This is a genomic window from Bacillus sp. SIMBA_008 (assembly GCF_046535495.1).
Taxonomy (GTDB): Bacteria; Bacillota; Bacilli; order Bacillales; family Bacillaceae; genus Bacillus; species Bacillus subtilis.
In genome coordinates, this window is the sequence record NZ_JAWRWL010000746.1 from 1 (window position 1) to 259 (window position 259).

The following is a 259-nucleotide window of genomic DNA, read 5'->3' on the forward strand; positions in this document are numbered from 1 at the left end:
GCGCCTTTTTGTCCGTTTGTCAGAACAACGGCTACATAAGCGCTGTTTCCGGCAACGATCACAGTCGCATTTTTAACTTCTTTTAAATCAGTCACCTTGTCGGCGGCTTTATCAGCCACTCTCAGGTTACGGTTGTCATTGTGATCGGTGTTTTGGTTATGACGGTTCACTGTATTCATATTTGTCGCACCGTCGTTAGGTGTGTTGCGGTAATTTACATTCTGGGTGCGGTTGTCATTTCGTTTTCCTTCTCCCTGGT

General features: G+C 45.9%; 1 protein-coding gene. It reads right to left on the reverse strand.

Features of this window, described 5'->3' with window-relative positions:
• Positions 1–259: YhcN/YlaJ family sporulation lipoprotein (locus SB658_RS25260; protein ID WP_410603173.1), on the reverse strand; the 259-nt coding region annotated here is incomplete at both ends.